The organism is Nocardia vinacea (assembly GCF_035920345.1).
GTDB lineage: Bacteria > Actinomycetota > Actinomycetes > Mycobacteriales > Mycobacteriaceae > Nocardia > Nocardia vinacea_A.
The window spans coordinates 9,435,924-9,458,675 of the sequence record NZ_CP109149.1; the positions used below are offsets into that span (position 1 = coordinate 9,435,924).

The 22,752-nt window shown below is 63.9% G+C and carries 22 protein-coding genes; 10 read left to right on the plus strand and 12 right to left on the minus strand.

The features are described from left to right. Positions 1-360: 360 nt before the first annotated feature. The 4 genes from OIE68_RS42795 to OIE68_RS47340 all read right to left on the minus strand — a co-directional run bounded on the left by OIE68_RS42795 (position 361) and on the right by OIE68_RS47340 (position 5,533). The gene (locus OIE68_RS42795) at positions 361-783 is read right to left on the minus strand and encodes a hypothetical protein (protein WP_327096583.1); all 423 of its coding nucleotides are present in this window, start codon (positions 781-783) and stop codon (positions 361-363) included. Positions 784-1,078: 295 nt separating this feature from the next. Then, positions 1,079-1,330 (minus strand): RipA family octameric membrane protein, encoded by a 252-nt coding sequence (locus OIE68_RS47335; protein WP_419150647.1) that lies wholly within the window; start codon positions 1,328-1,330, stop codon positions 1,079-1,081. Between the two features lie 427 nt (positions 1,331-1,757). Then, a complete protein-coding gene (locus OIE68_RS42800) occupies positions 1,758-4,937 on the minus strand; it encodes a tetratricopeptide repeat protein (RefSeq protein ID WP_327096584.1) in 3,180 nt (1,059 codons plus the stop codon). Positions 4,938-4,972: 35 nt separating this feature from the next. Then, complete coding sequence (locus tag OIE68_RS47340) at positions 4,973-5,533, minus strand: DUF6082 family protein (protein WP_419150849.1); 561 nt, start codon at positions 5,531-5,533, stop codon at positions 4,973-4,975. 74 nt (positions 5,534-5,607) lie between these two features. Between OIE68_RS47340 and OIE68_RS42805 the strand changes: the two genes are divergently transcribed. After that, positions 5,608-5,760: a hypothetical protein gene (locus tag OIE68_RS42805; protein WP_327096585.1), complete on the plus strand. Its 153-nt coding sequence runs from the start codon at positions 5,608-5,610 to the stop codon at positions 5,758-5,760. A gap of 1,002 nt (positions 5,761-6,762) precedes the next feature. Here OIE68_RS42805 and OIE68_RS42810 read toward each other — a convergent pair. Beyond that, the gene (locus OIE68_RS42810; RefSeq protein ID WP_327096586.1) at positions 6,763-7,335 is read right to left on the minus strand and encodes a TetR/AcrR family transcriptional regulator; all 573 of its coding nucleotides are present in this window, start codon (positions 7,333-7,335) and stop codon (positions 6,763-6,765) included. 141 nt (positions 7,336-7,476) lie between these two features. Here OIE68_RS42810 and OIE68_RS42815 point away from each other — a divergent pair, with 141 nt between their 5' ends. Next, positions 7,477-8,844, plus strand: a complete 1,368-nt coding sequence (locus OIE68_RS42815; protein ID WP_327096587.1) for an FAD-dependent oxidoreductase — start codon at positions 7,477-7,479, stop codon at positions 8,842-8,844. A gap of 672 nt (positions 8,845-9,516) precedes the next feature. Here OIE68_RS42815 and OIE68_RS42820 read toward each other — a convergent pair. Continuing rightward, positions 9,517-10,404, minus strand: coding sequence for a hypothetical protein (locus tag OIE68_RS42820; protein WP_327096588.1), 888 nt, complete (start codon positions 10,402-10,404; stop codon positions 9,517-9,519). A gap of 454 nt (positions 10,405-10,858) precedes the next feature. Between OIE68_RS42820 and OIE68_RS42825 the strand changes: the two genes are divergently transcribed. Together OIE68_RS42825 and OIE68_RS42830 are read left to right on the plus strand one after the other, a co-directional pair. Continuing rightward, a complete protein-coding gene (locus OIE68_RS42825) occupies positions 10,859-12,250 on the plus strand; it encodes a nucleobase:cation symporter-2 family protein (RefSeq protein ID WP_327102011.1) in 1,392 nt (463 codons plus the stop codon). 202 nt (positions 12,251-12,452) lie between these two features. Continuing rightward, a complete protein-coding gene (locus tag OIE68_RS42830) occupies positions 12,453-12,770 on the plus strand; it encodes a hypothetical protein (RefSeq protein ID WP_327096589.1) in 318 nt (105 codons plus the stop codon). A 61-nt stretch (positions 12,771-12,831) separates the two neighbouring features. Here the strand turns inward: OIE68_RS42830 and OIE68_RS42835 are convergent, their stop codons facing one another. Further along, positions 12,832-13,107 carry a hypothetical protein gene (locus OIE68_RS42835; protein ID WP_327096590.1) on the minus strand — a complete coding sequence of 92 codons (276 nt, stop codon included), beginning with the start codon at positions 13,105-13,107 and terminating at the stop codon, positions 12,832-12,834. A 154-nt stretch (positions 13,108-13,261) separates the two neighbouring features. Between OIE68_RS42835 and OIE68_RS42840 the strand changes: the two genes are divergently transcribed. From OIE68_RS42840 to OIE68_RS42850, 3 genes are all read left to right on the plus strand, one after another. Continuing rightward, positions 13,262-13,867 (plus strand): hypothetical protein, encoded by a 606-nt coding sequence (locus OIE68_RS42840; protein WP_327096591.1) that lies wholly within the window; start codon positions 13,262-13,264, stop codon positions 13,865-13,867. 788 nt (positions 13,868-14,655) lie between these two features. Further along, complete coding sequence (locus OIE68_RS42845; protein WP_327096592.1) at positions 14,656-15,102, plus strand: phage tail protein; 447 nt, start codon at positions 14,656-14,658, stop codon at positions 15,100-15,102. A 326-nt stretch (positions 15,103-15,428) separates the two neighbouring features. Continuing rightward, complete coding sequence (locus OIE68_RS42850) at positions 15,429-16,172, plus strand: SDR family oxidoreductase (protein WP_327096593.1); 744 nt, start codon at positions 15,429-15,431, stop codon at positions 16,170-16,172. A 347-nt stretch (positions 16,173-16,519) separates the two neighbouring features. Here OIE68_RS42850 and OIE68_RS42855 read toward each other — a convergent pair whose 3' ends face one another. From OIE68_RS42855 to OIE68_RS42865, 3 genes are read right to left on the minus strand one after another with little or no spacing between them, the layout of a single operon-like run. Then, positions 16,520-17,200 carry a GntR family transcriptional regulator gene (locus OIE68_RS42855; protein ID WP_327096594.1) on the minus strand — a complete coding sequence of 227 codons (681 nt, stop codon included), beginning with the start codon at positions 17,198-17,200 and terminating at the stop codon, positions 16,520-16,522. Further along, positions 17,187-17,918 (minus strand): maleate cis-trans isomerase, encoded by a 732-nt coding sequence (locus OIE68_RS42860; RefSeq protein WP_327096595.1) that lies wholly within the window; start codon positions 17,916-17,918, stop codon positions 17,187-17,189. Before OIE68_RS42860 ends, OIE68_RS42855 begins: the two co-directional genes overlap by 14 nt. Before the next feature lie 10 nt (positions 17,919-17,928). Further along, positions 17,929-18,669 (minus strand): Asp/Glu/hydantoin racemase, encoded by a 741-nt coding sequence (locus tag OIE68_RS42865; protein ID WP_327096596.1) that lies wholly within the window; start codon positions 18,667-18,669, stop codon positions 17,929-17,931. Between the two features lie 85 nt (positions 18,670-18,754). On the opposite strand from OIE68_RS42865, the gene OIE68_RS42870 reads away from it, so the two are divergent. Continuing rightward, on the plus strand, positions 18,755-19,720 hold the full coding sequence (locus tag OIE68_RS42870) for a D-2-hydroxyacid dehydrogenase (RefSeq protein ID WP_327096597.1): 966 nt from the start codon (positions 18,755-18,757) through the stop codon (positions 19,718-19,720). Between the two features lie 12 nt (positions 19,721-19,732). Then, positions 19,733-21,124, plus strand: a complete 1,392-nt coding sequence (locus tag OIE68_RS42875) for an amidase (RefSeq protein ID WP_327096598.1) — start codon at positions 19,733-19,735, stop codon at positions 21,122-21,124. 15 nt (positions 21,125-21,139) lie between these two features. Here OIE68_RS42875 and OIE68_RS42880 read toward each other — a convergent pair whose 3' ends face one another. Continuing rightward, positions 21,140-21,520 carry a MerR family transcriptional regulator gene (locus OIE68_RS42880; RefSeq protein WP_327096599.1) on the minus strand — a complete coding sequence of 127 codons (381 nt, stop codon included), beginning with the start codon at positions 21,518-21,520 and terminating at the stop codon, positions 21,140-21,142. Positions 21,521-21,548: 28 nt separating this feature from the next. Between OIE68_RS42880 and OIE68_RS42885 the strand changes: the two genes are divergently transcribed. Then, positions 21,549-22,238: a methyltransferase domain-containing protein gene (locus OIE68_RS42885; protein WP_327096600.1), complete on the plus strand. Its 690-nt coding sequence runs from the start codon at positions 21,549-21,551 to the stop codon at positions 22,236-22,238. Positions 22,239-22,253: 15 nt separating this feature from the next. Here the strand turns inward: OIE68_RS42885 and OIE68_RS42890 are convergent, their stop codons facing one another. Beyond that, positions 22,254-22,748, minus strand: coding sequence for a DUF3830 family protein (locus OIE68_RS42890; RefSeq protein ID WP_327096601.1), 495 nt, complete (start codon positions 22,746-22,748; stop codon positions 22,254-22,256). Positions 22,749-22,752: the final 4 nt, after the last annotated feature.

The following is a 22,752-nucleotide window of genomic DNA, read 5'->3' on the forward strand; positions in this document are numbered from 1 at the left end:
TTTCAACCCGACACCCGATTATCGCGCCAACATTCCTGAATGAGCCACTAGCGCAGTGGTTTTAGCCTTGCATGCCACAGCTGAACTTCGAGCAGCAGATTGCGGAACGTGTAACGTTGCCGACTAGCCGAGGTAATCGGGGAGGAGCAGATTCGTGCGTGTCCATCATCTGGATGGCGGGGGGACGCGGCCTCCTCTCGGTTGTTGGGGGCGATACCTCGACAGCCCACCAGCTGCACCGAGCCGATAACCACCACTATCCAACGACGAATCGCCCAGTTGACTGGGATTCCTTCTGGGCAACAGGGCGATTCGTCGTTTGGAGGAGCTGATCAACCGGGCCCTGGGCTTTTACGGCCGTCAGCGGACGGAGAACATCGTCGCCAAGTACGCGATCATGATGCCCAGGAGAAGCGCTATTGGTCCGATCCACGTCCTCCACCGATTCGGTACGGCCACAGTGGCGAGGAGATTCTGCGCGATCGTGTCGGCGGCAAGTCCGGCTTTGTTGGCCCTCATCAGGACTTCGACGGTAGGCCGGATCATCTTGGCCCACGCCTCGTCGCCGTCTTTCGTGTACTGAGTGAGAGTCACGTTCCACGAGTCGTCTTGTAGCTCTTGGTGGGCGCGTTCGATGGTGCTCATGTTCTGCGCGAACTTCCCAGCCACGCCGTAGTGCCGAAAAAGGTCGTACACGACGATGCCTGCGCCGACGAGCTGGAAGACCAGGGCGATGGTGGCCAACGTGAATATGCCAGCGTTGGACTTGAGGAATTCGATCATCGCTCTGTGAAGCGCTGTAACTGGTCAGGTGTTACGGGAAGTAGCCGGATCTCCGTCGTCAGCGGGCGGTCTTGTCGCCGGGTTCGGGCCACGCCAGTCCGGCCTCGGTGAGTGCGTCCATGACCCGGCGGATTGTTACGAGATCCGCGCCCGCGATAGCCGCGAGATCCTCGGTCGGCTAGGGCCCACCGCCGTGGCGGGCCACGATACACCGCGATTGCAGGCCGGGAGGTGCTGATTCGACCGCGGGGCAACGCCACCATCACAGTGGGCGATCAGGTACTTGCGTGGCAACTCAGGCAAGAAGGATGGCGAGGAACCCGGAGACATATACGAGACCGAACAGACGAGGGACTGACTGCTCGATGTGGGACAGGGGCCAATACAGCGCTCGATTCTTCCCTTCGCCCAGCGACCACCATTCGGCTCGCCAGAACGGCGAGGCGGGTAGCCGTTCCTCGAGGGCGCCCACGACCAGGTACTTCGCGCTGTTGTGGACTCGATGGTGACCTCCTGCAGCCAGGTCAGGCACGGCGCCGACGGTCATTTGACCTGGCCCAAAGCGGTGACCGCGCGTTATCTGGCCCCGCAAAGCTCATGTCAGTTGTTGTCAGCTGCGTTGCGGGTCGCCTCGGATCTGATGGATTAGCGGTATGACTGTCAGCGCTTTGCCGTAGCGTGCGACGACGTGCTCGATGCGCTGAAGTGGGGTTAGAGAAAGCATTACGGCAAGATTCTGGCGAAAAGCGGTCCGCGATCGTGGACAACGACAGTTCCTGCATCCAGAAGGGACGGCGTGGCTGCAGTTTCTCGCGGATGCGTGACGCTCGCCGAACACAATTCAGGCCTACGGCTGCCGGGTGGCCTGAGATCCTGGCCCTTCGACCTCACCGCTAACTGCGAACTTCACGACTGTCCTCGTCGCGATCGGCAATCGGATGGACCTCGCCGACAACGGAGCCGGGCGATGCTGGTCATCCCGCAGTCGCAGCATCAGCCGCGCCGCCGGTTACCCCGCGCCAGTAGGCGAGGTCGTGACGGATGGTGAGGGTGTCGGGGTGGTCTGGCCCCAGCACCCGCAGATAGTCGGTGAGCAGTCCTTCGAGTTCGGTGACTGTCCCGGCGGGGTCGCCATTCTCCGCACGCGAATGGGCGAGGTTGTGACGGGTGGTGAGGGTGGCGGGGTGGTCTGGTCCCAGCACCCGCAGATAGTCGGTGAGCAGTCCTTCGAGTTCGGTGACTGTCCCGGCGCGGTCGCCGCTCTCCGCACGCGAATGGGCGAGGTTGTGACGGGTGGTGAGGGTGGCGGGGTGGTCTGGTCCCAGTACCCGCAGACGGTCGGTGAGCAGTCCTTCGAGTTCGGTGACTGCCCCGGCGGGGTCGCCGCTCTGTGCACGCCAGTGGGCGAGGTTGTGACGGGTGGTGAGGGTGGCGGGGTGGTCTGGTCCCAGTACCCGCAGATGGTCGGTGAGCAGCACCTCGAATTCGGTGACGGCCCCGTCCAGGTCGCCGCTGTGCCCACGCCAGTTGGCGAGGTTGCCGCGGGTGGTGAGGGTGTCGGGGTGGTCTGGTCCCAGTACCCGCAGATAGTCGGTGAGCAGCACCTCGAATTCGGTGACGGCCCCGTCCAGGTCGCCGCTCTGCGCACGCCAGTAGGCGAGGTTGTGACGGGTGGTGAGGGTGTCGGGGTGGTCTGGTCCCAGTACCCGCAGACGGTCGGTGAGCAGCACCTCGAATTCGGTGACGGCCCCGTCCAGGTCGCCGCTCTGCGCACGCCAGTGGACGAGGTTGTGACGGGTGGTGAGGGTGTGGGGGTGGTCTGGTCCCAGTACCCGCAGACGGTCGGTGAGCAGCACCTCGAATTCGGTGACGGCCCCGTCCAGGTCGCCGCTCTGCGCACGCCAGCGGGCGAGGTTGCCGCGGGTGGTGAGGGTGTCGGGGTGGTCTGGTCCCAGTACCCGCAGATAGTCGGTGAGCAGCACCTCGAATTCGGTGACGGCCCCGTCCAAGTCGCCGCTGTGCCCACGCCAGTTGGCGAGGTGGCCACGGGTGGTGAGGGTGGCGGGGTGGTCGGGTCCGACGGTGTCGGTGAAAGACGGCAGCCAGGCGCCCCACCGATCACGATTGTCCGCGGCGCGGGGTGTGTCCAGGCTCCTGAGGAACAACACTGCCGCAGTCGAGTCGCCGTAGGCGAGGTAGTGGCGCACCGCTGATCCGCGGGCGTAATCGAGGGCTTGGTCGGTGGTGATGTTTTGGATCGCTGCGATGATCGCGCGATGTGCCTGCTCGGCATGCGCACCGAGCCGCTGGCTTTCGGCTTGCAGCGCGGGTATCAGGGCGTTGTGGGTGATGCCAAGGGATTCACGGGTCCTGCCGGGACGGCTGCGGCTCAGGAGCACACCCAAACCGACCGTGACGTCACGAACACGGGCGGTCGTCCATGACACACCGAGACTAGACAGTGCGAATTCGAGCAGTTCCAACGGCAACACGGGCCCGGCGCCCGCCGCGACAAGGATGCCCAGCAACCGACCCACCGCCCCGCCGGAGTCAGGCCCAGTCGACACGACCCCGTCGCGGACACGATGCGCGACCAAGGTGTCAAGGCCGACACCCTCGGCGACCTGCTGGCCGTTGACGTCGATCAGCAGCCGAGCCACCAGCCAGCCGCCCGCGACCGCTCGTTCGCCCTCGATGGTCGTTGGTATCTGCGCCAGCAGCGCGTCGATCCAGTTGATCCACTTGGCCGGATCGAGGCGCTCATGTTCGGCTCGCGTCGGTTTGCGTACCATCGCGGCGATCTCGGCGGCAGTGGGCTCGCGCAAGTCGATGCGGCACATGTGGGCCAAGGCGGGCAGGTCCTCGACACCGGTGCCTTCGCGGATCCCGGCGATGACCCGTACATGGCTGAACTCGGCGTCGCGGGTCAGCATGGACACCGCGTGCACGAGTAGGTCCCGGCTGCCCTGCTCGGGCTGGTCGAGTCCGTCGAACACGATCGTGACCCGGTCACCGGGCTTGGCGACCCGCGCCAGGGGCTGGCGTATCTCGATATCGAACACGTCGAGGGGGGATCCGGTGTGCTCCGCGAGCTCGCGGGCCGCGCGGGCGGCGGCGGTAAAGCCAGGAACCCTATTACCCAGCTGGGTCGACAGTTCGGCCGCGACGGACTCGAGCGAGCTGGCGACGGTGAGGAAGATCGCTGCGGTGATGTATTCCGGCGCGATCGTTAATCCCTCGACCAGGCCGGGCCGGATGAGCATCGCCATCAGCGTGGACTTGCCGCACCCCGGTGGACCGGCCACCACTCGCAGCCGTTGACGGCTCGTTTCGAGGATCTCGGTGAGTCGTTCCCGAATGGTGTCGGTCAACATCAAGGTGCGGGTGAGTTGATCGACGAACCCCGCCGCCGGACGCCCACTGACCGCGTCGCGACGGCGGGCGATGTTGGGCACCAGCCACAGCCCCGGATCCCCGCCCGAGGCCGATGTTTCCGCGCCCGCGGTGAACGACAAATGCTGAGGCTGTTGGCGAGTGCAGGCCCCCACGATCGGATCGACCAAATCCGACGGCAACAGATTCTCCCCCCGCAGCCCAAGCCCGGTATCAAACGCGGTAACCATGGTGCGAGTGAAACAACCCGCGAAGGCCGGGCCCTCCCCGGCCGCGACGAGTAGCTCCATGCGGCCTTGCGAGCGGGCCAGCAATTCGCTCCACCGGCGGGCAGCGCCCTGCACACCTTGGCCGGTGTCGCACGCATCGACCAGCACGATCAACCCGTCCACCGCCGCCGTGTTCAACCGTTCCCGAATTCCCTGCGTCAGATGAAACGCCGTACCCGAGTTCGGCAGCACCGGCGAATCACGAGCGAGGAGATAGAAATCCTCGGCACCGGTCGCAGTGCCATGCCCGACGAAACTGATCAACAGCGTTGCCCGCTGCCGCGACGCGGCAGCGAACGCCTCATCCACCGCGGCCGCCAACTCGGCGGCGGTCGGATTCAGTAACGGACCCGGAAGACTGGTCGCATCCTGCCAACCACCCAAACCGCCCAGACGCGAATGCAATTCGATCGCGAGCTGCCCAGGAAACTCAAGGGTCGCCAACGCAGCGCATTCGGATCCGACAACCAGCGCCAGCCTCCCACCACCCATGGCAGAAACATACTCGCCCAGTGAATCCGCGGCGATCAGTGACAGGAGGATCGAAATTGGCGTTTGAATGCCCGGGTCCGGTGGTTGTAGCTCGCCATCGTCTCACCCCACAGTGACCCGGTCTGACTCCAGTAGTCTCGGCCGATCTCGCTACGGAATACAACGCCGAACAGATCCTCGCGTAGCGACCGTTCGCTGACCACGCCAGACTCATATGCCATCAGTCCGTACCGCATCCACGCAGCGGCGTAATAGAACTGGCGAGCCTCGATGCCGGGTGGTTCGACTAGCCTCCCGATGCACGGCCCGTAGGTCGTCGGGTCCTCCAGCGCAATACGGTTCAAGTCAAGTTGGTAGCGACGAACTGTCTCGTATCGGGATGCCTTGAACTGTTGGGTCTGTATGAAGAGGGAAGTCGCAACCCCGCAGAGAGCGAGTGCCGACACGATTGTCGATGTCGCCCCGTAGGTTTGGCTGACTTCGCGCAGCACGCCGGTGACGACTGTCAAGCCGAAGGCGACATGTCGAGTGATCCTGTGGCCGAGCCAACCGGCACTCCAGTGAAGCGATACTGTCCGACGGGAACTGATCCTCATCTGTAGGTCCCCCAACTACCGACCGCGGTTGCTCGCGGATTCTGAATCTAGAGGCTATCGCAGGAGTTTCGTGCGTGCTGGCGAAAGATCCGGCGACATCGACGGGACGAGAGCCGGTCGACCGGGTCGGACGTTGGTTCGCGGGTGCGGACGAACCGATCGCGACGCTGGACGAGCTGACCGCACGCCCCGCGGTAGACCAGATCCGGGCAATCCTCGGACCCTGAACTACGACTACAGCTAGGCGGGCCCGTATCGGTCACCTTCCGATTCAGGAGGCCGACTATATGCGGATCCGCTCGCTGCATCGTGGTTGTGCTGTGTCAGTAGGCTTGGGCCATAGGCGGTTTCGCCTCGAGGAGAGGGTGGGGATAGTGCCCAGTACGATCTGGCTTCGGATCAAGAAGAACGAGTACGAGGAATCTTGGGTCCGGGGTGACGAGGTCACCCTAGTGAGCCTCACGACTCGCGCTGGTTCCATGCGCCAGGCTGAAAGTTATGGGGTGACGGCCGCTTGGTCCACGCAGGATAGAACGAGTTCAGAACTCACCAGCGGCATAGCTTCCCGCGCCGAGGCTATGTCTGTGGTCCGCCGTATCCTTGAGCTGTTGGCCAGCCCTCCTGGAATAGTCGGACTGGTCAGCGTTGATGGCACACAAGTCAGGCTTGAAGCATTGTCGGATTGAACGGGATTCGACAATGCCGCCGTCTGGGCCATCAAGATCAATAGGATGCGTCACGACAGCAATATTTTACTATTTTGCAGATCCCTGACCAGGGTATTGCCTGGTCAGGACACCGTTCGGAGCGTTTGATCTCATAATCCATTGGTCGCGGGTTCGAGCCCCGCCCGCCCCACAAACCCCCTCTGAGCAGGGGTTTTTGTTTTTCACGAGAGGTTTCGATCTAGAACAGCGCTCGTCCACGAATAGATTATTGCGGCAGCATCGAGCGGTGTGGGGACCGGAATGCGGCCGGGTCGAGCAGCTGGTCACGCCACCTGCTCGAGGTTCATCTCGGCCCAGTCCACGCCGGAGAGTTGAGGCACGATCCGACGGTACCTCAATTCGAACTTATGTTCTATAACGGAGGGCTGTCGCGTTTGGCTCATCGGTTGCGGCCCGCTGCCGAACCAAAGCTCTCTCTGCGTGGCGCCCAGAGAGTCACCGAATAAATGCATGAGCCGCTTGCTGATACGAACTGTACGATCCGTCGCAGTGCTTGATCCGCTAGTGGCTGACGGCACGGGCTACTGCTTCGCCGACTTGTTCGTCGGTGAGGTTGCTGCGTTCGATCAGTACATGCGACAGCGCGGTGCGGACGGCGATCTCTGCCGCCTGTGCCGGTGTGACAATCAGTGAGGTGCTGTCGTCGCGGGCGGCGAGGAGTGGCGCGATGAAGGTGCCGACGGTTTCGATCAGGTTGAGATCGGACCCTTCGTGCTCTATCGCAACGTTGAGCAGCCATGCCGGTTCCCGGTCGCGCAGCCGGGAGATCACCGGGTGTCGCCGCAGGTAGCGGATAGCAAAGACCACAGCGTCTTTCGCCAGCTGCTGCACCGGAGAGAACATGTCGATCTCGAGGTAGGCGGCGCTCATCATGCGGGCTACTTCGATTTTGCTGACGGCTCCGATGAGACCGTTCTTGTCTCCGAACTCCCGGTAGGCGGTTGCGCGTGAGACGCCAGCCTGGCGAGCGACCGCGGTCAGGGTCAGGTCGTCCAGGCCGATCTCGGCCATCATCGCCAAGGCGGTGTCCACGAGTAACGAGGACGACTGGGTCGCATTGGTCATGCCGGTCATTCTGCACGCTCCCCGATCTGAGGCGCCTCGACTAGTTGCGCCATCTTCGACACTGAGACTACATTCGCAATCAGTCTCAGTGATGGATCTTTGATTCGATCCACGCGCAGGACTCGGAACATCGACGTTCGGAGGTAGGGCATGCGAAAAATCGGCGATCACGCGGTCGTGTTGGGTGCGGGCATCGGCGGGCTCCTGGCCGCTCGTGTGCTCAGTGAGGCTTACGCAAAGGTGACGGTGATCGAGCGCGATGCCCTGCTCGACGATTCCGAGGCGCGGAAAGGCGTCCCGCAGGGGCGACACGTGCACGGGTTGCTGCCGCGGGGTAAGAACATCCTCGAGGAGCTGTTCCCGGGGTTCGGGCAGGACCTGCAGGCAAGCGGTGTGGTCGAATGCGACGCGCTCAGCGAAGTTCGCTTCACCATGGCCGGCCGCACTCTCAAGCGAGTACCTACCGGGCACAAAGCATTTCAGGCAAGTCGCCCACACCTGGAGTATCACCTCCGCAGGCGGGTCGAGGCGCTGCCCAATGTCACCATCCGCGACAGATGCGATGCCGGGGCACCGGCCGTCAGCGCCGACGGCACCCGGGTAACCGGTGTCGCAATCCTGGACCGCACCGACGGCGCCCGCGAGACCCTCGACGCGGACCTGGTCGTGGCGTCGATGGGGCGCGCCAGCGTCGTCCCGTCATGGCTGGAAAAGCTCGGCTATGACCGGCCGGCCGAAGAAGGCGCCACGATCGACATCGTCTACCGCAGCGCCTTCATCCAGCTGCCGCCCAACGCGCTGCCCCGCGACAAGCTGATCACGATCGGTGTGCGCGATCTGCCACCGCGTGCGCTGGCCTTGTTCGCCGTCGAAGGCGATCGTCATATCTTGACGCTGATCGGCCACGACGGCGAGGAACCACCGAAGGACCAGGCGGGATTCGTCGACTTCGCCGCAGCAATCGCCCCACCCGACGTGTTGGACGCCATCAAGAACGGTGAACTGCTGGGCGACATCTCGACCTTCCGATACAAGGCCAACCTGCGCCGCCGCTACGAGCGCCTCGACCGTTTCCCCGAGGGCCTGCTCGCGGTCGGCGACAGCCTGTGCAGCTTCAGCCCCGTCTACGGCCAAGGAATGACAGTCGCCGCGATCCAAATGACTGTGCTGCGCGACTGCCTCGCCCGAGGAGGAAAGGACCTTGCCGCACGGTTCTACACGGCGGTCACGCCCGAGATCGACAACGCCTGGCAACTCACCGTGATCGCCGACGGCGCCATGCCACACGTCACCGCCAGCGCCTCGCTACCGGTCCGAGGCGCCGTCGCAGCCCTCGATCCCGCGTTAATCGCCGCCGAACGGGACTCCGCAGTCGCGACAGCCCTCTACCGAGTGATGGGACTGGTCGATAGACCCAGCGCCTTGCTCTCGCCCACGATCGTCGCGCGTATCGGTATCGCCAACGCCCGTACGGCGCTGGACCGCGTCGGCGGCTTGGTGAGGGCGGGTCGGAAATGATCGAGAGCTCCAGCGCGACAGGTGATTCCGAGGTCGTGACTCGGGTCAAGGTGGCGATTATCGGCACAGGTTTCGGCGGCCTAGGTCGATCGATCTCACTGGTGACAACTACGACCCGTCGTCACAGCATGGTGAACGGCGGCGAGACATAACGACGGGCACGCCGGATTGTTGGATCTGTATGCGGTGTGGGCAGCGACGTCGTGGCAGGGAAAGGAAGAATGGTGGTGTGAACAGGCTTTTTGAACACCACTAAACTTTGCGTTTTGCGCACGCGAACGTAGTGGATCTTTCGTCGTCGGCACAGCGTTCAAGCGGATTGACCTTGTAAGCGACTGGTGCAGGGAACGTTTGGCCCGCAGCCGAAGAACGATTATTACGGTGGGGATGGCCAGATCTCCACACAGCCGGGACGCGCGGCCGGAGGTCGCGCGCGGGTCACTCCAGTAAAAAGTCGGGCTACCCGGACGCCATAGTGGCAGGCCAGTTTTCGCCGAGATAGCCGGAGACGGCCAGCACAGCCAGACTCACCGCCGACAGCACCAAGGGACCGATGGGCACCGGTCCGGCCGAATCCGACCATCATCCGCTCCTAGCAGCCGCGCACCTCCCGACCGATACGCCGCTCGCGGGAAAGAGATCACTGGGTCCGCTGGCACCAGCCGATTGCGCTCAAGCTGGACTATCGGATGGCTCCGCGTCTGGCCTAACAGCTCGGAGCAGGCGATGCCGTCGTTCGTTCGCCTCTTCATCGGAAATCGACTGAACCTGAATACGTCCCGCGATATCGGGTGATACGTCCAAGATCGCATCGAGCGATCTGCGCGCAGCGGCGGCCTCTGTCGAGGTTCGGATTATTTCCAGCAGAGCCTCGTTCTGGTGGATGGACGCCTCCGCTTCCAATGCTGCGATCCGGGCCGCTCGCTCCGCCTTGATTGTGGTTGCCCGCACGATGACATCGAGAATCGCCGGTACGTTGTGCAGTGCGACCCACCCCGCGCGTGCCGCAGCGGCCATCAATCCGCCCGTTGTGACAGCCGGAACCGCAACTTGAACGACCTCTTGCCACGGGTTGACTGTCACACTGCTGGAGATCGACAACGACGCTTCGATCCGCGCGGGAAGTCGCCCCGCGAGACCGGACACGACCGTGGCCAATACCTCGGCGTCTCGAGTTTTCAGGATTTCCCGGACCAAGTCGCCGACTTCGGTGTGATCCTCCGCAGCCTCGTTGATGATCTGCATCATCTTTTCCGTGGTCTCCGAGTCCGGATCTGGCCGTCGCTCAGGAAGTTTCGATACCTCGTAGTCGACGAGCGTGAGCAGTAACGCCCGGACGGCCTGTTGTGTTTCAGACACTTCGCGGAGATCGGGAAACTCTCCGAAGTCGACCTCTATCAGCAGCGCGCGCCCCACCTCCGACCCGACAGCCCGCACCACCATGTTCACGCCTGGATTGACGTGTGCGACATCGCGTGGCCACGAGAAGGTGACAGGCACGTCGACCGGTTGTCCCGCCGGAGAGGCGACGTCGACTCGGCTCGGCTCCCGATCAGTCATCGATGCATCTTAAATGCCCGCCCTTGATGGGCGTCGAAGTCTCGCATCGAAGTCGAGCCCGCGGCGTCGATCTCTGGAATCGGCTCGGATACCACCGAGATCCAACCGGTTGCCCACCCAGTGCTCCCTACAGACAGCGGTGTACCAGTTAGCGTTCCGCTCGTCATAGAGCCGAACCGGTTGACATATTGCCCGGCGGTCAACGCCGTCGTCGGGGAGTGGATGTTCTCGCACTGAGCTCACCGATGGACATCAAGCCACCCCGATGGCGAAGATCGCGAAATCCGGTTGCGAAGTCTCGAGAGACAGAGGCAACTAGCCGAACCGACAATGCGTTGTAGCGAGGAGGGGCCGAAGACTGGACATACCTACCGTAGCCACACTCGAGTGATGCCTGTCACATTTCCGTGTAGCGGAACATCATTTCCGCAATCGGAGAGGATGAGGCATGGGGATGTTGACTTGGCGTCGCGGCCGGGCGGACAGTGGACGACCGGAAGATGCAAGACACTCGCCGGGGCAGTTGGCCGCGTACGGAGCGCAGCACATTCTGACGATGTACGGGGGTGTGATCGCGCCACCGCTCATCGTCGGCGGCGCGGCCGGGCTATCCGCCGCCGACATCGGATTACTGGTGACGGCGGCCCTATTCGTATCGGGCCTCGCGACGCTGCTGCAAACCCTCGGAATCGGACCGTTCGGCAGCCGATTGCCCATCGTGCAGGGGGTTTCCTTCGCAGGCGTATCGACCATGGTGGCGATTGCCACCACCGGCGGGTTACGTCCGGTATTCGGCTCGATAATCGTCGCCGGGGTAATCGGTCTGGTGCTGTCATCGTTCTTCGCGCAACTGGTGCGATTGTTCCCCGCGGTGGTGACGGGCACGATCATCACCGTGATCGGCCTTTCGCTGATGCCGGTCGCCTTCAACTGGGCAATGGGCAACAACTCCGCCGCACCCGACTACGGTTCCCTGGCCAATATCGGATTCGCCGGCCTGACGCTGCTGATCATCCTGGTGATCAGTCGTCTGTTCCAGGGCGCGCTGTCGCGACTGTCGATTCTTATCGGGCTGGTGCTCGGTACCGTCATCGCGGCGTGCGCAGGCAAGGCCGATTTCTCCGACGTGGGCGACGCCCGCCTGGTCGCGCCGCCGCAGCTGCTGCACTTCGGGTCGCCGACCTTCGAAGTCGGGGCCATCGTCGCGATGACAATCGTGATCCTGGTGACCCTGATCGAAACCACGGCCGACATCCTCACGATCGGTGAAATCGTCGGAACCGACGTCGATGCCAGGCGCGTGGCGGACGGGTTGCGAGCCGACATGCTGTCGACGACGGTTGCGCCGGTCTTCGGATCCTTCACCTGCAGCGCATTCGCACAAAACGTCGGCCTGGTCGCACTGACCGGAATCAAAAGCCGGTTCGTAGTGGCAACCGGCGGCCTGATTCTCCTGCTGCTCGGCCTGCTCCCAGTGGTCGGCGCGATAGTCGCCGGAATTCCGTACCCGGTACTCGGCGGTGCTGGACTCGTGCTCTTCGGATCGGTTGCGGCGAGCGGGATTCGCACCCTGTCCAGGGTGGACTACCAGGACAACCTCAACATGATCATCGTCGCGGTCGGTATCGGCTTCGGTCTCATACCCGTTGCGGCACCGGAATTCTGGGATGCCCTCCCCGAAAGAATCGCAGTGGTCCTGAACTCCGGAATCAGCGCCGCCGCAGTTGCCGCCGTCCTCCTCAACCTGGCCTTCAACGAATGGAAATTCGGCAAACGACCGGGTGCCTCCGTCCTCGCCGCAGCCGTCGACGAGCGCGCCCGGTTCGACAACGACGTCAAGCCATGAGCAACCAGTCCTCGCCCGACATCACCCGCGCCCACATCGAGGATCTACTCGCCCGGCCCATAGTGAAGACACTTCTTTCCCAGTGTGACGGCGCCGATTTGGGGGGACCTGCCCACCTCCGAAGAGGGCTGTCCTGGGTAGCCAGGCGATCAGGGTCTCACGCTGTGGCGCTACGATCAGGCCAACGTTCTGAGAGGAAATCATGACCAAGTCGACGGCCTTCGCCGCTGTGCTCTGTGCGACCGCTGCCGCTCTACTCTTCCTGCCCGCCGCACCCGCGCACGCGCAGTCCCCCCACTGCGCCAAGGCCATTGAGCTGATCAATATCGCGATCGACACGAGCGGCGGCACCCTGGATGAGGCGACGGCGACAGCGCTGTCCGGCAGGCTGAGCGGCCTGGCCGATCTGGCCCAGGGCACGGAGAAGGATGCCATCACCGCCTACGCCGACGCGCTGGTAGATGAGAACGTCGCCAGCCTCGACCCCTACACCGACGAGCTCAATCGCGTCTGCGGCTGACCACTACCAGGCTTGAGCTGATGGGGCTACAGCTATGTAATCTCGAGGCTCGTCGAGATCGCTAGATGAGCGGCTCGACAGCAAAGTATTTCGCTCGAATGCTCTGTCCTGGCCAGCGTTTCGACTGGTCAGGACAGCGTTCGGAGTTTTCGAGCGCATGGCGCGAACTGCCGGACTCGCACGCGGTTAGTACCGATCGCTGCGACCACTCTTCAAATACCTTGTGGCCGAGGAGATTATCGACGTCAACCCGTTCGACAAGCTGAGCTCGCCGCATCGCATCCGGTATCGGCGAGCGGTCGGATGATTGCTGGTGAAATCCGTTCTGCGGCCCCACAATATGACGGTGGCACCCCGCCCGACCGTCGAACAAACCACGCGGGGACCATGCATACCCGCTGCGCAAACCGGCGGAGGTCACCGGTAGTCAGGTCCCGGCGGGCGGTCCGCGTGCTGGCTAGTCGCCGGTCGGGGTGATCCGGCCTTAAAACGTGATCGCGAACGCGTCATATGATGCTGGCATGCTTGGCCAAGTTCTCGGAACCCTTTCGGGGGTGGCCGTAGGCGGCGCGCTCGCCTTCCTCGCCACATACGCCAACGAACGTGCCAAGTGGACTCGGAGCCACGCAGTGCGATGGGATGAGCGCAGGCTGGCGGCGTATGTCGAGTACTCGAACTGTGTTCGTCTGATGCAGGTGCTGGCAAATCGAATTGCCGTGTCCCGCAATCTTCCTGGCGACGGTGAACCATTGTCGGTGGATGAGGGAATCCCACTTCTCGCGGAAGCCGAGGCGGCACGCAGTCAACGATGGCAAGAAGTGCTTCTCTTGGGAGGACCGCGGGCTATTGAAGCCGGATACGAGCTCAACCGATGCTCATGGACTCTCGAGTGGTTCGCCCGCGGAAAGCTCACAGGCGGCGACGACTGGCGATTGGCATCGGCCGAAGCCTACCGGCTACGTCGGAGGTTCGTTGCCGAAGCGAGAAAGGATCTCGGAGTTCCGGACCCGGATCGGCAAATGCCCGCCTGGATCGAAGACTGGACGCCCGAAATACTTTTGAGTTCGTTGCGGCAGCGAGCGACTGAAGGAGCCTGAAACTGCTTGATGCAGTTCGGAGCTTTGCGGTGTCTATTGCCAGAGTCGCTGACAAGGCAAGGGCTGCAGGGCTTCTCGCATATCTTGGTCGATCAGAATTGTTGCCAGTTGCATGGCATGCACTGCCTTGGCGAAAGTGTGGGCTGCCATGGAGTCTGCCCAGTAGTGCAGGGACGGCCAACCCGGAAACTTAACTGTGACATGGCATTGCATTGCGTTACCCGGCTATATGGTGGACGTGCGGTGCGCGGTCCGAGGTCTGTAGTCGCATAGGAATGTTCGCTTGGGCGTAGCATCGGGTCGGACTCGTGGTCCGGTTGCGGGTATTCGGTGGAATTAGCCGTGTCAGCTGCATACCGCGCTGACTGTTCTCCGGACCTGCTGGTCCGACGGAGGAAACCTCCGACAGGTGGTAAGTACAGCCGTTCGGCAACTGGGTAGCCAGTAACAAGAAATCCAAAGTCTGACCCGGTTTGTCCGGTTGTCTTTGTATGATCGTCCAAAATCACCCCGTGTATCGCCCGATGTGGGTGTTGTACCTCCGGATTGCGATCGTGCGCCGGCCAGGGCGCCACCGTCGCAATGGCACCTGGCTTATCGGTGGCGGTTAGGTCCGATCTGCTGCGGATCCGCCACGGATCGCCGCATGATGGGTGATGTGGGTACAGCCCCACGGGTTCTAGCCGAGTTCGTTGTGCTCTCCATGACGTAGACGATGGCGCGACAGTATGTGCAGATCTCGCGTGTAGCGAGGGCTGTGCCGCGCCCCGACAGGCAAGGAGATTTTCATGGCTATCGGCGACACAATCAACGGTTCCACCTTCGTTATCGATCTGGGAAAGTTTCAGGCGGAAACGGTTCAGCAGATCAGTGGGTTATCGCTCGGGGAGGACGCGGTCGAAATCAGACAGGTGACTCCTGATGGTGAGGTGCTCGTCAGGAAACAGCCGGGCTCCGCGCGCAGTGGTGAGATCACGATCACTCGTGGGTTGGACCAGAGCAAGGTGTTCACCGAATGGATCCATACGACCATGACCCAGCGAGATGTGGATGAGGCTCGCCAAGACATCACGTTGACTGTGCTGGACCCGAATAAGAGGCCGGTCAAGCGGGTGCATTTGTCGCGCGCTCGGGCATCGGACTGGCAGGGGCCGTCGCTGGATGCCGGAGCGAACAGTCCGGCGACTGAATCGGTGACCATCGTCTACGAGGACATCACGGTCGAGAACGCCTGAATGTCGTCGCGGACCGAGCAGCATGCGGTCCTGATCGGCGGCTTCGAGCTGACTTGATCCCCGCGATGCGCCAGGGGACCGGATGATCGCCGAGCTTCATCGGCCGGTTCGGCGTTGATCGAAACAGCTGACGAGGGCCGGTGACGCCGCATCACCCTCGCCAGCTGTGTTCGGCGGACTACGTGGGATCTGCGAGCGCCGCATCACATCTCCCTCCGGGTGCGTCCTGATGCGGCGTCTTCACGATGCTGTGCGCGGGACCTCGTCACAGATTCTCGGCATGCCTTGTCTTAGTTGCCGACCCAACTCCAACGGAAGGAATGAGGATGAAGATCGTCGTCATCGGCGGAACCGGGCTGATCGGCTCGAAGCTTGTCGCTCGGCTGGGTGAGCACGGCCACCAAGCGGTGCCCGCCGCGCCGAGCACGGGGGTGAACACGCTCACCGGTGTGGGAGTGAAAGAGGTACTGCAGGGGGCGGACGTTCTGGTCGATGTTTCCAATTCACCGTCGTTCGCCGACGACGATGTCATGAAGTTTTTCCGAACCTCCACCGAGAACCTGCTCGCTGCTGCCGACGAGGCAGGTGTCGGCCACTACGTCGCATTGTCGGTGGTGGGCACGAAGCGGCTACCGGAGTCCGGGTATTTCCGGGCGAAGGTGGCGCAGGAGGAACTGATCAAGGGGTCGGGCCTGGCGTATTCGCTCGTGCACGCGACGCAATTCTTCGAGTTCGCGAGTGGCATCGCCGACTCGGCGACCAAGGATGGCACGGTGCGGCTGTCGGGTGCCGGTGTGCAACCGATGGCCGCCGACGATGTCGCGACCGCCGTCGGCAGCACCGCGGCGGGCACACCGGTGAATGGCATCGTCGAGGTCGCGGGTCCTGAGGTATTCGGCCTCGACGAGTGGATCAGCACGGTGCTGACGGCGCGTTCGGATCCGCGTGAGGTCGTCACCGATCCGCAAGCACGGTATTTCGGGGCGGTGCTGGAGCAGGAAAGCCTGCTGCCCGGCGAGGGCGCGTGGCTCGGGCAGACAACGCTGTCGGAGTGGTTGGCCCGTAAGTGACCCGATCGCGCGGGCGGCGGTGGCCAGCCCGCGCACCCGCCTGCCAGTCGGGGATGACGTCGTGGTCATGGGCGACGGCTCCTGAGATAGTCCGGGTTTTGCAACTAGGACAGCGCAGGGGTGCCGTATGTGACGTGAATCGCCGACGGCCACAAGCGGGCACGCCCGTGCTGATGTAGCTGTCCGGTCATACGGCCATGCGGAGTGAACGTTTCATAGGTCGGTGTCGGCTCGGGTGATCGAACGGACGGCCGGTCGCAGGATTTCGACGATCCGGTCAGCTTCGGGGTGAGTCAGCATCGACCGCAGAGTGGCCAAGGATCACCGCGCCGAGCCATAACCCTGGCTCATGTCGCCTGCTCGCCGAGGCTGTATTGGTGATGTAGGCGATGGACCGCGTCGTCCATGTGCTCGATGAGTAACGTGCGCGCTCGGCGCGCTGGACCAGAGCCGATTGCGTCGCGCAGTTCGACGTGCTCTCGTGCTTGCTCTCGCAGGTCCGGATACGTTGTCTGCAACGCCCCCAAGCACATTCGGGTTTCGATCAAAAGGGTGCGGGCGGCGCGGACGAGGCGGGGGCTGCCTGCGCTGTCGACCAGCGCCTCGTGGAAGGCTTGGTCGGCGTCGGAAACGCCTGCGGCGTCGCCATTTTCGGCGTGGGCGCACATGGCCGTGACGCTGGGCTCCAAAGCCGCATAGGCAATGGTGCGGCGCCCGTCGAGGATGAGGGCTAGTGCGCCGCCTTCGATGGCAGTTCGGGCGCGGTAGATGTCGACGACATCGCCGATGGCCAGTTCGATGACGAAGATGCCGCGGTTGCGGATGCTGTACAGCAGGCCCTCGGTGAGCAGGCGCTGCAGTGCTTCGCGGACCGGGCCGCGCGATACGCCGAATCGTGTTGCGAGGTCGGCTTCGCCGAGTTGGGCGCCGGGGGCGAGATTGCCGCGCATGATCGCCTCGCGGAGCCGGTCGGCGATCATTTCCGCCGTCGACTGCCGGTTCACCGGCTCGAAATCAACGACCGACATGGGTATGCCTTTCCGAGAAGAGGGAGCCGAGCACAGCGGATGCCACCGTGCTGCCGGTCAGCCGCAGGCCTTCCCAGATGGTGACCTGATTGGCCGTCAACACGATCTTGCCCAAGCGGGCCTCGAGTTCTGGCAATACCCCGAGGGTGTGCATGGCGGTATCCGGAATCAGCAGTGCCTGCGCGTCGGGATGATCGTTGGCGGCCGCCAGCTCGCGCACCTGCTCGGCGGTCAAGGTGCCGACTTCCGCGGCGGTGTCGATACCGGCGCTGGAGAAGGCGACCACTTCGATGCCGGCATCGGCCAGAAACTCCACGAACAGCCGCGCGACCTCGTCCGGATAGCTCGCGGCGATCGCGACGCGGCGCACGTCGAGCGCATGCGCTGCCGCGACAAAGGCGAGGCTGGTGCTCGAGGCAGGTACCCCAGCGGCCGACGCCAGGTCGCGCACCTGCTCCCGCGCACCCTGCGGTCCGTATACGAAACTCCCTGAGGTGCAAGCCCAGACGACGGCGTCGGGCTTGTCCGGTGCGAGGAGCGCGGCGCCGTGGCGCAGCTTGTCCGGACTGCCCAGATCGAGCAGTTCCGGGATGGCGTGCAGATCGGTGCCGTAGATGTGGGCCACCGGCAACCGCACGCCGAGCAGCGATGCGGCGAGTGGGTAGTCGTCCTCGGCCGCGTGGTCCGGGTAGATGAAACCGACGGTGGGTGCCTGCATGTTCTTCCAATCAGAAAACGTTGAGTAGCCACTTTCCCGGACCCGTCATCGGCAGCTTCATCCGGCCCAGGCAGGCCCACATGGTGAGCTGATTCGCGGTGAGTACGGGTTTGCCGAGCGCCTGTTCGAGCGGCTCGATGACGTCGTAGGTGGGCAGGTTGGTACAGCTGACGAAGATCGCCTGGGCCTGCGGGTCGTCCGCGCGGAGAATGCGTTCGGCGATGGTGCGGTAGTTGACCTTCCAGATGCCGCCGCCCAATCCCAGGTGATCCGAACGGATTACGGTGCAGTCGGCCTCGGCAAGGAAGTCGTGCAGTTTGTGCGTGAGGATTTCGTCGTAGGGGGTGATCACCGAGACTCTGCTGATATCCAGATGTCGGATCGCCTCCACGAGCGCGCCGGAGGTAGTGACGGCATCCTGCGCACCGGCCCGGCAGATGGTGTCGCGCAGTGACTTCTCATAGTCCAGCCCCCTGATGAAACTGCCCGAAGTGCACAGGTAGGCAACAACTTCCGGCTCGACATGCATCACATCGCGCGTCGCCGCCGTCAGATGTACCGGGTTGGAAACCAGCTCGGCCATCGCCATCGAAACCGGCACCGGTTCATACGGCGTGCGGGCCAGGTGCAGACTGACGTCGAGCGGTGCCCAGCGCCAGAGTTCGCGTTCGAGTGCGAGGTCGAACGGTGCGATGATCCCGATCCCCCGTTGTGCTACGGGCCCATCGATATCGGGAAAGCCGAGTTCCAATGCGGCCCCTCTCGCGCTCAGCCGTTAGACCTCCGAGAACGATCGGATTGTTGACAATCATACGATGCGATTTTAGTGTGTCAATGTGGAACAGGGCCCGATTGTCACCGTCCTGCACAGTGACAGTGTGCCCGACGCGGACCTCATGGCCCCGGTGGCCGATCGAGCCGAAGTGCGGTACACGGAAGCGCCCGGACTCGCCGACGCACTGCGCGGCGCCGACGCGTTATTCGTCTACGACTTCCTGACTCGCGCGATCCCCGGGGCCTGGCACGCGGCCGATCGTTTGCACTGGCTGCATATGGGTTCGACCGGGGTGGATCCGGTGATGTTCCCCGAACTTCGGGAAAGCGAGGTCGTGGTCACCAATACACGTGGCGTATTCGATACGGCCATCGCGGAATACGTCTTGGGGCAGATTCTCGGTTTCGCCAAGGATCTGTCCGGATCGCTGCGTTTGCAGCAACGGCACGAATGGCGGCATCGCGAATCAGAACGTATTTCGGGGGCCTCCGTCCTGATAGTCGGAACCGGCTCGATCGGTTGTGCCATCGCGCGGTTATTGCGCGCGGCCGGGATGACCGTGCGGGCTGTCGGCCGCCGGGCGCGGGCGACCGACCCGGATTTCGGCACCGTGAGCACCGACCTGCTCGCCGAACTTCCCATTGCCGATTATGTCGTCGCGGTCGCGCCGCTGACGCCGCAGACCCGGGAAATGTTCGATGCCAAGGCATTCGCCGCGATGAAACCACATGCGAGGTTTGTCAATGTCGGCCGTGGGGAACTCGTTGTGACCGACGACCTTCTCGCCGCACTCAGCACCGGAACGATATCCGGGGCGGCACTCGATGTGGTGGATCCGGAACCGCTACCGGCGCGGCATCCGCTGTGGGATCTGCCGAATGTGCTTATTACTCCGCACAATTCGGGTGATTTCAGCGGCTGGCGAACCGAGGTCGTCACGGCGTTCACCCGCAATTTCGATAATTGGATCGCCGGCCGGCCTTTGGACAACGTGGTCGATAAAGAGCTGGGGTACGTGCCCGGCTGAAGGAGCCCTGCCATGAGCTACCCGGATATCAATACTCAACCGGCCGCGATGACCGCCGTCGAATTGGTCTCGGCCTACGCGGCCGGCACCCTGTCCCCGGTCGAGGCGACCGAGGCGATTCTGGAAGCCATCGCGGCGCGCGACGGTGAGGTGAATGCCTACTGTCTGGTCGATTCGGATCGCGCACTGGTGCAGGCCAAAGATTCGGAGGCGCGCTGGAATTCGGGTTACGCCCGCGGACTGCTCGACGGTGTGCCGATTTCGATCAAGGACATTTTCCTGACCGAGGGCTGGCCGACTCGGCGCGGCAGCACCTCGGTCGATCCGAGTGGTCCCTGGCAGGTGGACAGCCCGGTCGCGGCCCGGCTGCGCGAGGACGGCATGGTGTTCCTCGGGAAGACGACAACGCCCGAAATCGCTTGGAAGGGGGTCACCGACAGCCCGCTGACCGGCATCACCCGCAACCCGGCCGATCCCACGACAACCTCGGGCGGCTCCTCCGGCGGCAGTGCGGCTGCGGTGGCGGCGGGTATGGGTCCGGTATCGGTCGGCACGGACGGCGGTGGGAGCATTCGCATTCCGGCGGCGTTCTGCGGCATCGTCGGCTTCAAGCCGACACACGGCCGGGTCCCGCTGTATCCGGCGAGCCCGTTCGGTCCGCTGGCACATGCCGGGCCGATGACCAGAACGGTCGAGGATGCCGCGCTGCTCATGGACATTCTGGCGCTGCCCGACCCGCGCGATCCGACCGCGCTGCCGCCCACGGTGGCGACCTTCCGCGGCCAGATGTCGCGCGAGGTGCGCGGACTCACCGTCGCCTACTCGCCGACGCTCGGTTATGCGAAGGTCGATCCGGAGGTCGCCGCGATCGTGAATGCGGCGATGCGGCGGCTGGCCGATGCCGAGCTACGGGTCATCGAGACAGATCCGGGTTTCGAAGACCCGCGCGACGCATTCGAAGTGTTGTGGGCTGCCGGTGCGGCCACCATGTTGGCGAAATTCCCGGATGGCGCGCGCGAGAAGGTGGACAAGGGACTGCGCGCGGTTTGGGAGCGCGGCGAAACCGTCAGTGCCGTCGACTATCTCGACGCCCGCGCGGTTGCCGCCCAACTGGGCATCACCATGGGTGCCTTCCATAACACCTACGACCTGCTGATCACCCCAACGATGCCGATCACCGCATTCGAGGCGGGGCACGATGTTCCGCCGGGCAGCGGGCTCGATGGTTGGCCGCAGTGGACGCCGTTCACCTATCCGTTCAATATGACCCAGCAACCCGCGATCAGTATCCCCGCGGGCAAGACCGCCGCGGGGCTGCCGGTCGGACTGCAGATCATCGGGCCGCGCCACTCCGATGATCTGGTCCTCGCGGTCGCCCGCTACGCCGAGTACGTCCTGGGCTGAAGCGCGTCCTCGGGGTCAGGACCCGGGCTGCAGTCGATCAGCCAGGAGTCCCTGGAAACGCGGGCACGTCATGATGTCGTCGTACGGGCATTCGCCCTCGAGCATGTCGAGTGCGGCCTGCGCCCGGGCGATCCGTGCCAGCAGCCGCTCGCGGTGGCGGACCGTCACCTCGTGGCGGGCCGGTGCGGACCGGGCGGCCAGCATCGTCCGGATGTCGGCGAGTCCGAAGCCCGCCTCCTTCGAGATCAGGATCGCCGCCACCCGGTGTAGGTCCGCGTCGGTGTAGCGGCGACGGTCACCGACGCGGGCCGGTGTCAGCAGTCCTTCGGCCTCCCAATGTCGCAGCACATGTGTCGGCAACCCGAACCGAGCCGCCACCTCGCCGATTGACTTCATGTCGACATTAAGTCGCACACTGGCGGCCATGTCTACGTTGCTAACTCTCCTCGACGCCCTTGACGACCTGCCACAGGCTCGTAACCTGCGGGAACGCACGTATGAAGCGTTGGGCGACACCATTGTCGACGTCGGCTGCGGGAGCGGGCGCGCCGTCGGCGAGATGGCCGCCCGCGGGGTGCGGGCCATCGGTATCGATCTGGACCCCGCCATGATCGAGATCGCCATCGAGCGCTGGCCCACAGGCACCTTTCATGTCGCCGACGCCACCACGCTGCCTCTGGATGACGGCTCGGTCACCGGCTACCGCGCCGACAAGGTCCTGCACACCCTCGCCGAGCCCGAGCGGGCCGTCGCCGAGGCCCGCCGGGTCCTGGCCAGAAACGGCCGCGCGGTGCTCATCGGCCAAGACTGGGACACGTTCGTGATCGACTCCGACGATCCCGAACTCACCCGCACGCTCGTCCACGCTCGCGCGGACGGTATGCCCAGCCCGCGGGTCGCCCGCCGATACCGGAACCTCCTGCTGGACAACGGGTTCGTCGACGTTACCGTCGAGGTTCACACGATCGTGTGGACAGATGCCGCGTGCCTGCCGATGCTCGCCAACATCGCGGGAGAAGGCGCTTGGCTCGAAGGCCAAGTCGCCAGGGCACGCAATGATCGGCTGTTCGTCGCCGTCCCGATGTTTCTCGCCTCCGGGACTCGCGCCGATTGAGCAGGTCACGAATTCTCAGACGCGGGCGAATGCCAAGGTTTCGCCTTGGACACCGTGCAGCCAGAGCGCGTTGCACGCCGTCGCGATATCGGTGAGGCCCTCTTCGATGGTGGCGAAGACACTTCCGGGTACCCAGCCCAGATCGCCATTGATCAGTAAGTTGTTGCGGCCGTAGAACAAAGCGAGGTCGGTGGCGCCCTGCTCATGGTGCGCCGCCGTACCGGGCTCGTAGCCGTAGGCCGGGTTGCCGATCTCCCACGCCTCGAAATCGAACAGGCACACGTCGCCCGGAATCGGGGTGACGGTCGGGTTCTCCCGATGCGGTGCCGCAACGATCCGGGGCAGCAGGGTGTACACCTCGTTGCGGGCGTATTTGGCGTGGAAGGCGTCTCCTTCTTGCGGCAGCGCATCCCACACAGCCGCGCAGGTCCGCGGTGCCTCCGCGTCGAGCAGTCGGGCTCGGCAGGTCACGCCCGCCTTGGTCAGTGTGATCGAGATGTAGCGGGCCATCGGT

Excerpts from the sequence above, each read along its gene's own strand:
- OIE68_RS42795 (WP_327096583.1), bottom strand. The coding sequence starts at position 783 with ATGATCGAATTCCTCAAGTCCAACGCTGGCATATTCACGTTGGCCACC.
- OIE68_RS47335 (WP_419150647.1), bottom strand. The coding sequence starts at position 1,330 with ATGACCGTCGGCGCCGTGCCTGACCTGGCTGCAGGAGGTCACCATCGA.
- OIE68_RS42800 (WP_327096584.1), bottom strand. The coding sequence starts at position 4,937 with ATGGGTGGTGGGAGGCTGGCGCTGGTTGTCGGATCCGAATGCGCTGCG.
- OIE68_RS47340 (WP_419150849.1), bottom strand. The coding sequence starts at position 5,533 with ATGAGGATCAGTTCCCGTCGGACAGTATCGCTTCACTGGAGTGCCGGT.
- OIE68_RS42810 (WP_327096586.1), bottom strand. The coding sequence starts at position 7,335 with ATGACCGGCATGACCAATGCGACCCAGTCGTCCTCGTTACTCGTGGAC.
- OIE68_RS42815 (WP_327096587.1), top strand. The coding sequence starts at position 7,477 with ATGCGAAAAATCGGCGATCACGCGGTCGTGTTGGGTGCGGGCATCGGC.
- OIE68_RS42820 (WP_327096588.1), bottom strand. The coding sequence starts at position 10,404 with ATGACTGATCGGGAGCCGAGCCGAGTCGACGTCGCCTCTCCGGCGGGA.
- OIE68_RS42825 (WP_327102011.1), top strand. The coding sequence starts at position 10,859 with ATGTTGACTTGGCGTCGCGGCCGGGCGGACAGTGGACGACCGGAAGAT.
- OIE68_RS42830 (WP_327096589.1), top strand. The coding sequence starts at position 12,453 with ATGACCAAGTCGACGGCCTTCGCCGCTGTGCTCTGTGCGACCGCTGCC.
- OIE68_RS42845 (WP_327096592.1), top strand. The coding sequence starts at position 14,656 with ATGGCTATCGGCGACACAATCAACGGTTCCACCTTCGTTATCGATCTG.
- OIE68_RS42850 (WP_327096593.1), top strand. The coding sequence starts at position 15,429 with ATGAAGATCGTCGTCATCGGCGGAACCGGGCTGATCGGCTCGAAGCTT.
- OIE68_RS42855 (WP_327096594.1), bottom strand. The coding sequence starts at position 17,200 with ATGTCGGTCGTTGATTTCGAGCCGGTGAACCGGCAGTCGACGGCGGAA.
- OIE68_RS42860 (WP_327096595.1), bottom strand. The coding sequence starts at position 17,918 with ATGCAGGCACCCACCGTCGGTTTCATCTACCCGGACCACGCGGCCGAG.
- OIE68_RS42875 (WP_327096598.1), top strand. The coding sequence starts at position 19,733 with ATGAGCTACCCGGATATCAATACTCAACCGGCCGCGATGACCGCCGTC.
- OIE68_RS42880 (WP_327096599.1), bottom strand. The coding sequence starts at position 21,520 with ATGAAGTCAATCGGCGAGGTGGCGGCTCGGTTCGGGTTGCCGACACAT.
- OIE68_RS42885 (WP_327096600.1), top strand. The coding sequence starts at position 21,549 with ATGTCTACGTTGCTAACTCTCCTCGACGCCCTTGACGACCTGCCACAG.
- OIE68_RS42890 (WP_327096601.1), bottom strand. The coding sequence starts at position 22,748 with ATGGCCCGCTACATCTCGATCACACTGACCAAGGCGGGCGTGACCTGC.